This window comes from Synechococcus sp. 65AY6A5 (assembly GCF_002760415.1).
Taxonomy (GTDB): Bacteria; Cyanobacteriota; Cyanobacteriia; order Thermostichales; family Thermostichaceae; genus Thermostichus.
This window is the reverse complement of the sequence record NZ_AXUW01000001.1, coordinates 1,761,817-1,772,840: the sequence shown is the minus strand read 5'-3', so window position 1 is coordinate 1,772,840 and position 11,024 is coordinate 1,761,817. Positions and strand designations below refer to the sequence as shown.

Genomic DNA, 11,024 nt, shown 5'->3' with positions numbered 1-11,024 from the left:
GACTGCCGCTCTCTGGCTGTGGAGGATCCTGGTTTACCAGTCCGTTGAAGCAGCAACTCCGGGAAGTGATTCTCGGAAGCTCCCGTCTACAGCCCCTCAGGGCTTAGCGGGAGAGGATGTCACACTCTTGTCTAGATCCACACACGAATTCTGTAAGATACCCGCACGAGACCAGGGGGACTAACCTGTTGACCCCGCTCCTGGGTCGGTGGAGCTCTGGCAACGCGCGACGTAGTGGGGGCAGCGACAGGGGCCCAGGGGGTTCACAGCACAGGGCAGATAGGGCGAGCGAGAAAAGTAGCGGCAGGAGGGATCCCAACTCGAGGTGGGCTGCAGCTGGCGGGAGGGAGTGGGCTCATCCCAGCTTGAGGGGCGACGGGAGCCTCTCTTTTCCAGCAGAGGGAGCAACTGGGCCAAGAACGTCAGGCCCAACCACAAACCGACTCCCAGGATCAGCGCTGGCACCATTGCCCTCCTCCGTCGGCCAACAGCCTTGTCTTCCAACCAGAACCAGCCTAGGCCAGCCGGTTGGCAGAGGGCCAGCCTTGGCAGACAGTTTCGCAACTGTCCTGGTTAGCCAGCGAAGAGCCGGGAGAAAAAACGACTAGAGTGAGAAATGGAGCCGTTACCTCGTTTTTGAATGCCATGACCACCTCCACCCTCGATGCTGCCGCCATCCTTGAGGCGTTGCGCCCGGTTCAAGATCCGGAGCTGCGCCGCAGCCTGGTGGAACTGAACATGATCCGCGACATTCGCGTCGAGCCCAAGCGGGTGGCCTTTACCCTGGTGCTGACCACGCCGGCCTGCCCCTTGCGGGAATTCATTGTGGACGAGTGCAAAGCTGCCATCCGCCGCTTGGCCCCAGTTGAAGCCATTGATGTCACAGTAACGGCGGAAACCCCCCGCTCCCCTTCTCTGCCGGATCGCCAGTCTGTCCCCGGCGTGCGCAACATCATCGCCATCTCCAGCGGCAAGGGAGGCGTGGGCAAAACCTCCGTCTCGGTCAATGTGGCCGTGGCCCTGGCCCAGAGCGGAGCGCGGGTGGGGCTGCTGGATGCCGATATCTACGGCCCCAATGTGCCGCTGATGCTGGGCCTCCAGGATCGCTCTTTGTTGGTGCGCAAGCGGGAGGACGGCGGCGAAGACATCTTCCCCCTGGAAAATTACGGCGTCAAGATGGTGTCGATGGGCCTGCTGGTGGGGCGGGATCAGCCGGTGATCTGGCGGGGGCCAATGCTCAACGGCGTCATCCGGCAGTTTCTCTATCAGGTGCAGTGGGGGGAGCTGGACTATCTCATCGTGGATATGCCCCCCGGCACCGGCGACGCCCAACTGACCCTGGTGCAGGCGGTGCCCTTGGCCGGCGCCGTGATCGTCACCACACCGCAGTCGGTGGCCCTGCTGGATAGCCGCAAGGGCTTGAACATGTTTCGCCAGTTGGGGGTGCCCATCCTCGGCATTGTCGAGAACATGAGCTACTTCATTCCCCCCGACCTGCCGGATCGCCAGTACGACATCTTTGGCTCAGCAGGCGGAGAGACCACGGCCCGCGAGCTGGGTGTCCCACTGCTGGGGCGGATCCCGCTGGAAATTGCCCTGCGGCAGGGGGGAGATGCGGGCCAGCCCATCGTGGTCGGTCAGCCTGAGTCTGCTTCTGCCCAAGCTCTGCAGCAGATCGCCAAAACCTTGGCCGGCCGCGTCTCCATGCTGGCCTTGGGGGCCGGCTAGAAGCGCTCCGCTTCCACCAACGACACCCCGAAGCTGCGTCCTCCCAAGACAATGCCCTCTTGGGCCTTGCCGCGCACGGTTACGGTGCTGTTCATGGCCGGCAAGCCCTTGTCGGTGATGACCCAGAGGGAGCCGCTGCTGTCTTGGATCTCGTACACACCCTGGCCGAACACCCCTATCTGGTTGACCACGCGACCGCGGACGTACACATTGGTGTAGCGGGAAGGATTTTGTTCGATCTGGGCAATCGGGGTTGTGCCAATGCCTAAGCGCGCCAACGGCCCACATCCTGTCAGGGCTAGGCTGGCACAGAACAAGAGTACCAGGGATCCACCGCGGAACGATTGGCCGAGTTGCCGTTTCATGGGTTGCTTCCCTCACGAGCCCTTGCTCTCACCATAGCAAGCCGGCAGCAGATCCACCGCCAAGCTAGAACTTCTCGCCAATGCCAAAGTGCAGTTGAGGCCGGCCGGCCTCCCCTTGCCCGATGGCGTAGTCGATGCGCAGCGGCCCCAAGGGAGATTGGATGCGGATGCCGGCCCCCAGCCCCAAGCCGCTGCCCGGCTTGTTGCGCACCGCCGCCGGATTGCCGATGACCGCCGCGCCGCTGCCCAGATCGGTGCCGTAGTCGGCGAAGACCACCGCCCCCACCGGGTCGAACAGGGGGAAGCGCAACTCCGCCGTCGCCGTGGCAAAGCTGCGACCGGAGCCGACGCCGCCCTCAAAAAATCCCCGCACCGAGCTGCCCCCGCCGATGGGGAAAGCATCGTAGGGAGCCAAGTCGCCAATCGTGGTGCCCGCCCGCACGTCAAAAGCCAGCACCTGCGGTCGCTCGCTGCGCGTCTCGAACAGCTTGACGGGAATGAACTGGCTGTAGCTGGTCTCGAGGCGGTTGGCGTTGAGGCCGTTCTCCAACAGACGGACCGACTGTTCGGTGGAGAGGCGAAAGACGGATCCCTGGCTGGGGCTGTTGGGGTTGTCGCGGCTGTCGTGGACAAGGCCGAACCGCAGGGTGGTGTAGCTGTCTTGGCCGCTTGCGCTGAAGGTAATCGGGTTGCCCAGCACATCGAAGCGCTCCTGCTCGCCGTTGCTGTTGCGGGCTTCCACAAATTGGACGCGGGTGCCCAGGCTGGCCCGCCAATTGCCCCCAATGGGACGGGAGAAGGTGACGCCGCCGCCCAGCCGGTTGATGCGCACGGGATCCCCGTTGGGCAGGGTCAATCCCTCGTTGAAGACAAAGCTGGAGCTCTGCTGGTTGGCGATGTTGACGTTGTAGGAGGTGGGGATCTCCAGCGTGGCAATGCGCGGGTCGGTGAAGTTCAAATCGAACAGAGTTTCGTTGGTGCCCACCTGCACGTTGAAGCTGGCGCTTTGGTTGTTGCCGCCCAAGTTTTCTTCCGAGACGTTGAGGCCGGCAAAGACCCCTGTGGCCGAGCTGACGCCGATGGTGCCGCTCAAGGTGCCGGTGCGGCGCTCTTCCACGTTCACCACCACCACCACCTTGTTGGGATCCTGGCCAGGGTTGAGCCCAACATTCACATCTTGAAAAAGGTTAAGGTCGAAAACTGCCTGGAGATCCTTCTGGATTTGGTTGCGGTTAAACACATCCCCTGGCTTGGTCTTGAGCTCGCGGGTGATGATGAAGTCGCGGGTTCTGGTGTTGCCTTGAACGCGAATGTCCTCGATCTCCCCTTCGGCAATTTCCAGAGTGAGGGTGCCATCTTCGGAGGAGCGCACGTCGGTCACCTTGGCCAGCACGTAGCCCTTGTCGGCGTACCACTGCTCGATCTCGGCCACTGCCGCTTGCAGCTCGCCAAAGTTGAGCACCCGCCCTTCTTGATCGGCAAAGGCCTTCTTGAGCACCTCCGGATCCAGAACTTTTGCCCCTTCTGTGCGCACGGCTTTGAGGATCGGATTGGGCTTGACCTCAAAGGTAACCCGCACCCCCAGGGGCGTATCGGAGGGCACCGCCCGCACATCGGCAAAAAACCCAGTGGCAAACACAGCATTGATGTCTTCCCGCAGTTGGGAGCGAGTGGAGACCTCGCCGGCCCGCGTGCGAATAGCCTTGTAAACCTGCTCGATCAACTCTGGGTCGTCGGTTCCTTCCACCACCACTTCCGCTACCAAAACTTCTGGCTCGCCAGCGGCTGGGGTAGGTGTAGGGGAGGGTTGGGCGGGGGTATCGCCATTGGTGCGCAGATCCAGGGTGCCGGGCGGGGGAGCTGATTGCGCCCAAGCCGCGGATCGCATCGACAGACCGTTCGCGAAAGCGGTGCGTAGCACTACCCCACAGGCGAACACTGAAGCAAGCCGGAGTCCGAGTTGCTGGGAACGGTTCATAGGGATCCCTCACACACCGCCAAAATCCAAAGAGCTAAGTTGCAGAACTTCTTATTGCCCGGCAGCGGACAATTGCCCTGAATTATATCAACCCCGACCCGGGCAGAGCTGAGCATTGCCGCGAGCCGGATTGCGGGCTTGGGCAGTGTAAACTACCCGACTCCAACCGCTAGGCGGCACGAAGCAGGCTTTCAGTAGCCCCCAAAAGCGCAATCCCCTTGGCACCATCTACATCCTTTCCCCAGCCACAGGCCGAGTTGACATAACGGAGCGGCCCCCAGTCCCCCTTCGCCCCCCGTACACGGGGGGTGTGGGGGGTGGGGAGTCCAGTGCGGGGCTCCTGCGGCTTCTAGCTGAAGTACAAGCAGCAGCCTCTTCTTTACGGCAGGCGCAGGGATCCCTGGCAGCGCTGGCCACAGGCCTGGGGCTTGGCTGCCTCGGCGGACAGGTTGGCTTGGGAGTTGAGGATAAGAATTGTCATGGGGGCGGGGGGCGGTGAGGGGCTGCTGTGCCAACCCCACCTGCCGGCGAAGTGCCGCGTTGGGGCGCTGGGCACAACGAAGACGATGTTTTGTAGGACATTGCCTTGTAGAGGGGTGGCGCTGTTCTGTCTGCTGTCGAGGAGCACTGTTTGCTGCGGGAGGAGTGTCTGGGCCAGAGCGGCTGGAGCGGATCCCAAACTGAGCAGAGCTGCCAGACCAGAAAAGATGAGCTTGCTCGGCAACATCAGCCTTCCTCTCCAAAATGCTGGGACGCCGGCACCTTAGCTAGTTCCATCCAAAAAGCTCTATCGACTTGCCGCAAAAAAAGCTACGCTCTAGAGCAAAATTTCTCCTGGGCACAGAGAGCTTGCAGAAACGCCCTCCTCCTCTCAGGAAGCTGCAAAAAGGTTGTGGGCAAAAATTCTGGACAGCCCAATCGGGGTTGAGGGCAAACAGGCCGACTGGGCTCGAGGGGTTATCCCGGGCAGACAGCCAGACGGGCAAAGCTGAGCAGAACCGCCCTGGGTGCTGCCCCTTTTCCCAGGAGTTCTGAGCCGCCAACCTGCCCTACAGTTAGCCGGCACCAAGGATGCTCCCCGCCATAGCCGCAGCCTCATTCGCATCTGACCTGATCCTGGCGGTCCTGTTCCCGCTCTTGGTTGAGGCGGGCCACCTGGGCTTCCAGCTCTTGAATGCGGTGCAACAACTGCTCGATCGCCCGTCCCACTGGGTCAGGCATGAGGTGGTGATCTAGGTCGATGCCATGGGCGGGGATGCGGCGTTGATGGGGTGGGATGACCGCTCGACCTGGGATCCCGACCACCGTCATGCCGGGGGCCACATCTTGAATCACCACTGCGTTGGCTCCGATGCGGGCTCTAGCACCGATGCGAACCGGCCCCAGGATCTTCGCCCCTGTGCCCACAATCACCCCATCTTCTAGGGTGGGATGCCGTTTACCTTTGGTCCAAGAGGTGCCCCCCAAGGTAACCCCGTGGTAGAGGGTGACGTCATCGCCAATTTCCGCCGTCTCCCCGATCACCACGCCACAACCATGGTCGATGAAAAAGCGCCGTCCAATCCGGGCTGCCGGGTGAATTTCGATCAACGTAAAGGAGCGAGAAATGAAACTGAGCAAGCGGGCCAGAAAAAAGCAGCGCCGTTTCCACAGCCAATGGGCGATGCGGTGCAGGAAGAGAGCATGTACCCCTGGGTAGGTGAGAAGCACCTCCCAGCGGTTGCGCGCCGCCGGATCCCGCTCGAAGACACAGTCGATGTCTTCCCAGAATTGCTGCCAGAACCCCAGTTTTGGCTCCGGCTTGGCAGAAGAGGGAGAATCACTCCCCCCTGTCTCGGGGCTTTCTACCGCCGACGGCAAGGACTTCGTCCCGCTAACACGAGAGGACTCTGTTAGCATGAATGGCCTCCGGTGAGAAACCTCCACTGCTTCCCCTTCTAGCACTTTTTGTTGTCAGCAGGGGGATCCCCCGCCAAGCTCCAGGATGCCTGTTGACGCTTTTCGTCAAAAGCAGATGAAAATGAGATCACGATAGGAGCCGAATTGGCCTGTCCCCTGTTGTCGCTAAACTGGCTGGCTACCATGCTGGATCCCCTTTTGGAAGAGAAAATCCGCAACCAGGTCCGCACGCACAAGGTGCTGATTTACATGAAGGGCACCCCAGAAATGCCCCTGTGTGGGTTTTCCTACGCCGCCGTTCGCATATTGGATAGCTTGGGCTTCCCCTACACGGCAATTAACGTGCTGGAGGATCCTGAGCTTCGCCAAGGGATCAAAGAGTTTTCCAACTGGCCGACCATTCCGCAGATCTATATTGACGGGGAGTTTGTGGGCGGCTGCGACATCCTCCAAGAGATGCACGCCCGCAACGAGTTGCGTCCCCTGGTCGAGGCGGCTTTTGCCAAGGCCGGCACTCAATCTTAAAGGATCCCATGCTCACCTCGAACCGCCTTCGGCAGCTCTTGGCTGAGAAGCTGCAAGCCCTCTACGTCCACGTGGAGGACGAATCACACCGCCATGCCGGCCATGGGGAACGGCAACAGGGATCCGGGGGGCACTACCGCGTGCAGGTGGTGTCGCCTCTGTTTGCCGGCAAAACTTCTCTGCAACGGCATCGCCTGGTGTACGCCGCCCTGGCCGAGGAGATGGGGCAGAGTATCCATGCTTTGGCGTTGCAAACTTACAGCCCGGAAGAGGTGCCGACAGCCGGGATCCCTCACAATTGGATAGCATAGAGGGCGAAATGGCTGCCCCAGCGGGGTAAGGGAGGAAGTATGGCAGCTCTTTTGGCCACCTGGCTGATGTCGGCCTTGAGCGTGATGATTTTGGCCTGGCTTTTGCCCGGGATCCACGTCTCCGGGTTTGGAGGTGCCTTGGTGGCGGCGCTGGCCATTGGGCTAGTCAACAGCTTGGTGAAGCCGTTTCTGCAGTTGATTACCCTACCGCTTACGATCTTCACTTTTGGTCTGTTTTCCCTAATTTTGAACGCCATTTGCTTGCTCATTGCCGACAAGCTTGCCGGTGACGCCTTCAAGGTTGACAACTTCGGCTGGGCACTGGTTGGGGCAATTGCCCTCTCCATCATTAGCAGCTTGGTTCGGAGCATTTTTGAACAAGCTGCTTAGTTTCCTTGCAGAACAAGCCGAGTTAGCCAGCAAGTTGCCCCTACCCCCACCGCTCAAGCCCGAGCTTTGGAGACAGCCTCCAGCAGGGTGGGATGGGATTGTTGCTTCTGGGGAGCAGCTTCAGCCTTCTTGGCCTGCTTGGCCGCCGCTGGTCGGCTGGCTTTTGCCTGGCCCTTGCCCTCTTTTTCCGCCAGCAGTTCCAGAGCCATCTCCAGGGTCACGGCTGCAGGGGAGAGATCTTTGGGCAGTGAGGCGTTTACCTTGCCGTGCTTGACATACAGACCATAGGGGCCGTCGTGCAAGGTGACCGGCTCGCCATCCTCAGGATGGGATCCCAGCTCGCGCAGGGGCTTGGCCGAGCCGCGCCCACGGCCTTTTTTGGGCTGGGCCAGCAGCTCTAGCGCCCGCTCTAGGCTGATGGTCAGCACATCCTCATCGGCAGGCAGCGAGCGGAAATCCCCGTCGCAGACCACGTAGGGGCCGAAGCGGCCAATGCCGGCCTGCACCTTTTTCCCCGATTCCGGGTGCTCCCCCAACGTGCGGGGCAGGCTGAGCAGCCCCAGGGCAATCTCAGGGGTGACCTGCTCCGGCTTCAGCCCTTTGGGCAGGGAGGTGCGCTTGGGCTTTTTGTTCTCCTCCGACACCTCTCCCAACTGCACATAGGGGCCGTAGGGACCCTGGGGAATTACGTAGACCGGCTCTTGGGTTTCCGGGTGGAAGGCGATGGGCTTGGGACCTTCCTGCTTGCGCCGGATGAGCTCCTCGATGTGTTCGGCGCTGAGATCGGCGGGGGGAATATCCTCCGGCAGGTTGGCGCGCACCTCTCCTGATTCAGTCTCTACCGACACATAGGGGCCGTAGGGGCCGATGCCGATCTTGACGGGCAGGTTCTCCAGGTAAATGGAGCGGGCCAGGCCGGAGTCGATTTCCAACTCGCGCGCCTTCACCTGGCCTTCTAGGCCCTGCTCGCCCAGGAAGAAATGGCGCAAGTAGGGCAACCAGTCTGCCTGGCCAGAAGCGATGTCATCGAGGGTTTGCTCCATCTCGGCAGTGAAGCGGGTGTTCACCAGGTTGGGAAAGTATTTTTCCAGCAGCTCGGTCACCGCAAAGGCGGTGTAGGTGGGCACGAGGGCGTTCCCCATCGACCTGACGTAGCCGCGGCTCATGATGGTGTTCAGGATGGTGGCGTAGGTGCTGGGGCGGCCAATGCCCTCGCTTTCCAACACCTTGACCAAGGATGCTTCCGTATAGCGAGGCGGCGGCTGGGTTTCGTGGCCCACCGGCTCCAACTGCAGGCAGCTCAAGGGATCCCCCTGCCGCAACAGGGGCAGATGCACTTCCCGATCTTCCAAAGCCGCCTCTGGGTCGTCGGATCCCTCCACATAGGCGCGGAAGAAGCCGGGAAAGTCAATGCGCTTGCCGCTGGCCCGAAACACCGCATCGTCCACCGCGATGAGCACGATGGTGTGGGTCTGCCGCGCCTCGGCCATTTGGCTGGCGACAGTGCGCTTCCAGATCAGGTCGTAGAGGGCCAGCTCCTGCCCTGTGAGGGGGGTTTGGCTGGGCAGGCGAAACTCCGAGCCGGCGGGACGAATGGCCTCGTGGGCTTCTTGCGCCCCTTTGGTTTTGGTGGTGTACTGCCGAGGTTCGGGGCTGAGGTACTCCTTGCCGTACATCGACTCCACGCAGGCGCGGGCGGCGCGGATGGCCTGTTCCGACAGGTGTACCGAGTCGGTGCGCATGTAGGTGATGTAGCCCTCTTCGTAGAGCTTTTGGGCGATGCGCATCGTCTGCTGAGCCGACAGGCGCAGCTTGCGGTTGGCCTCCTGTTGCAGCGTGGAAGTGGTGAAGGGAGGGGCGGGCTTGCGGGTGGAGGGGCGTTCTTCGACCGAGCTGACGACCCAAGCTTTCCCCAGCAGGCGATCCCGTAGGGCCTCGGCCTGGGCTTGATCCAACAGCACCACATCCCGTCCGGCTATGAGCTGCCCGGTGCTGGGATCGAAGTCTTGCCCGCTGGCCAGACGTTTGCCGCCCAGGCTCACCAGCTCTGCCGGGAAAGAGGCCGCTTGGCTTGCTGTCCTCGGTTGCAAATCCGCTTTCAGATCCCAGTAGGTGGCTTTTTTAAAGGCGCGACGCTCCCGCTCCCGATCCACCAAGAGCTTCACCGCCACCGACTGCACCCGACCTGCCGAGAGTTTGGGGGCAATTTTTTTCCACAGCAGCGGCGACAGAGTGTAACCCACCAGGCGATCCAAGATGCGGCGCGTCTCTTGGGCCCGCACCAGTTGCTCGTCCACCTCACGGCAATTTTGCAGCGCCTCCTGAATGGCCTCGCGGGTGATCTCGTGGAACACCATGCGGCGGGTGGGCACCTTGGGCTGCAGCACCTGTTGCAGGTGCCAACTGATACTTTCCCCCTCCCGGTCTTCGTCAGTGGCCAGAATTAGCTCGTCGGCTTTCTTAAGCGCCTCCTTCAGCTGTTTGACTACCTTTCTTTTGTCCTTGGGGATCACGTAGAGAGGCTCGAAGTTGGCGTGGACATTGACCCCGAGACGGCTCCACTCTTCTCCCTTCACCTCTTCGGGAATGTCAGAGGCCGACTCCGGCAGATCGCGTACATGTCCCATCGAGGCTTGCACCTCATAGCCGGCGGGCAAGAAGCCGCGGATGGTACGGGCTTTGGTGGGAGATTCGACAATGACCAGCTTGGGCATGATGATGTTGACTAGAAGGAATCGACTGAAGGTGGTGAGCCTCCCGACCCAGGGGTGCGGCGGATCGGCGCCCACAATCGGGTCTACCTATGGATCTATCGCTACTTCTTCTGGAGCCTAGCAAGTCTGCTTGTGCTTGGCTAGCGATCCTGGGCGGTTGACCTGGGCAGTCTGCTCCTATTCGACCTCTTAGCACAACCATGAAGCTGCATCACTTTTCCATTCGCACCGCCGATATTTTTCGCTCCATCGCCTTTTACGAGGGTCTGGGCTTTGTGGTGGAAGAACGGTTTACCGCTGGGATCACCTTAGCCTGCTGGATGCTCAGCCCCTGGGGTCGCCTGGAGCTGATGCAGGTGCCGCAGCCCCATCCTGCGCCGGATCCTTTCGGGGATCCCCACTATGTGGGCTACTACCATCCCTCTTTGGAGATCGGCCCTGAATGGGGATCCCTGGCCGACTATCTACAGCATCTGGAGGCACAGGTGCCCCTTACCTTGCTGTTGCCGCCGCAGTGCCAGCAAATTGGCGGCCAAGTCTATGAGGTGGCGTTCATCGCCGATCCCGATGGCCTGCCGATCGAACTCATCCGCCCCCAGGGATGCCCAGGATCAGAATAAGGTTTGCCCCGACGCAGGGATCCAGGAGATATCTCCTCAATTGACGGAACGGGTGGAGGCGGTCGCTCTCTCTAGCTGGGCTGGCCCTTAAGGATCCCAGCGCTAGAGGCGTTCCTTGATGGGCCAGCCAAAGTGGCAGGGGCAGAACCAGCGCCCAGTCCGGCGCCTGCGCCGAGAAGCGGATCAGATCATGGGGCCCAAGGGTCAAGACAATCCCAAAGTAACGCCTAGAAAGGTAGCTGATACATTTACGCTGAACACTGCTGAACATCACTGTTCAACTATGCAGCGATAGCATTCTGCTTGTTTCCATTCGCGTTAGCGGGACGGAGTCCAAACAGAATGGCGGTATCCCGCAAAGCTTTGAGTAGAATACCCAAAGCGCAGTTTCCGTGTCGTCTTACTACCAATTTTCTGCTTTGCTTTGGCTACCATGTTGGCAGACTCGAAAGTAAACAGAAAGATCAACTGGTAGTAATCCGTACTGAACATAT

At 60.9% G+C, this 11,024-nt stretch carries 11 protein-coding genes and 1 pseudogene; 5 read left to right on the top strand and 7 right to left on the bottom strand.

Annotated features, from left to right (window positions below; all coding sequences use genetic code 11):
- Window positions 1–180: 180 nt before the first annotated feature.
- Complete coding sequence (locus SYN65AY6A5_RS08480) at window positions 181–468, bottom strand: DUF6464 family protein (RefSeq protein ID WP_228375415.1); 288 nt, start codon at window positions 466–468, stop codon at window positions 181–183.
- Window positions 469–645: 177 nt separating this feature from the next.
- Between SYN65AY6A5_RS08480 and SYN65AY6A5_RS08475 the strand changes: the two genes are divergently transcribed.
- Window positions 646–1,728 carry an Mrp/NBP35 family ATP-binding protein gene (locus SYN65AY6A5_RS08475; RefSeq protein WP_011429455.1) on the top strand — a complete coding sequence of 361 codons (1,083 nt, stop codon included), beginning with the start codon at window positions 646–648 and terminating at the stop codon, window positions 1,726–1,728.
- On the opposite strand, the gene SYN65AY6A5_RS08470 is transcribed toward SYN65AY6A5_RS08475, so the two are convergent.
- The 4 genes from SYN65AY6A5_RS08470 to cysE all read right to left on the bottom strand — a co-directional run bounded on the left by SYN65AY6A5_RS08470 (window position 1,725) and on the right by cysE (window position 5,970).
- The gene (locus SYN65AY6A5_RS08470; protein WP_011429456.1) at window positions 1,725–2,093 is read right to left on the bottom strand and encodes a hypothetical protein; all 369 of its coding nucleotides are present in this window, start codon (window positions 2,091–2,093) and stop codon (window positions 1,725–1,727) included. The genes SYN65AY6A5_RS08475 and SYN65AY6A5_RS08470 overlap by 4 nt on opposite strands.
- Before the next feature lie 64 nt (window positions 2,094–2,157).
- Window positions 2,158–3,981, bottom strand: a complete 1,824-nt coding sequence (locus SYN65AY6A5_RS08465) for a BamA/TamA family outer membrane protein (RefSeq protein ID WP_228375416.1) — start codon at window positions 3,979–3,981, stop codon at window positions 2,158–2,160.
- A 469-nt stretch (window positions 3,982–4,450) separates the two neighbouring features.
- Window positions 4,451–4,798, bottom strand: a complete 348-nt coding sequence (locus SYN65AY6A5_RS08460; RefSeq protein WP_011429458.1) for a hypothetical protein — start codon at window positions 4,796–4,798, stop codon at window positions 4,451–4,453.
- A gap of 368 nt (window positions 4,799–5,166) precedes the next feature.
- Complete coding sequence (cysE, locus tag SYN65AY6A5_RS08455) at window positions 5,167–5,970, bottom strand: serine O-acetyltransferase (RefSeq protein WP_011429460.1); 804 nt, start codon at window positions 5,968–5,970, stop codon at window positions 5,167–5,169.
- Between the two features lie 183 nt (window positions 5,971–6,153).
- On the opposite strand from cysE, the gene grxD reads away from it, so the two are divergent.
- The 3 genes from grxD to SYN65AY6A5_RS08440 are packed head-to-tail and all read left to right on the top strand — an operon-like array spanning window position 6,154 to window position 7,196.
- Window positions 6,154–6,495 carry a Grx4 family monothiol glutaredoxin gene (gene grxD, locus SYN65AY6A5_RS08450; RefSeq protein ID WP_099813250.1) on the top strand — a complete coding sequence of 114 codons (342 nt, stop codon included), beginning with the start codon at window positions 6,154–6,156 and terminating at the stop codon, window positions 6,493–6,495.
- A gap of 8 nt (window positions 6,496–6,503) precedes the next feature.
- On the top strand, window positions 6,504–6,806 hold the full coding sequence (locus tag SYN65AY6A5_RS08445) for a BolA family protein (RefSeq protein WP_099812425.1): 303 nt from the start codon (window positions 6,504–6,506) through the stop codon (window positions 6,804–6,806).
- A 39-nt stretch (window positions 6,807–6,845) separates the two neighbouring features.
- Window positions 6,846–7,196 carry a phage holin family protein gene (locus tag SYN65AY6A5_RS08440; protein ID WP_099884237.1) on the top strand — a complete coding sequence of 117 codons (351 nt, stop codon included), beginning with the start codon at window positions 6,846–6,848 and terminating at the stop codon, window positions 7,194–7,196.
- A gap of 53 nt (window positions 7,197–7,249) precedes the next feature.
- Here SYN65AY6A5_RS08440 and topA read toward each other — a convergent pair whose 3' ends face one another.
- Complete coding sequence (topA, locus tag SYN65AY6A5_RS08435) at window positions 7,250–9,910, bottom strand: type I DNA topoisomerase (protein ID WP_099884235.1); 2,661 nt, start codon at window positions 9,908–9,910, stop codon at window positions 7,250–7,252.
- Window positions 9,911–10,110: 200 nt separating this feature from the next.
- Here topA and SYN65AY6A5_RS08430 point away from each other — a divergent pair, with 200 nt between their 5' ends.
- A complete protein-coding gene (locus SYN65AY6A5_RS08430) occupies window positions 10,111–10,530 on the top strand; it encodes a VOC family protein (RefSeq protein ID WP_011429465.1) in 420 nt (139 codons plus the stop codon).
- A 281-nt stretch (window positions 10,531–10,811) separates the two neighbouring features.
- On the opposite strand, the pseudogene SYN65AY6A5_RS14790 reads toward SYN65AY6A5_RS08430, so the two are convergent.
- Window positions 10,812–11,024, bottom strand: a pseudogene (locus tag SYN65AY6A5_RS14790) (hypothetical protein); the annotation flags it as partial.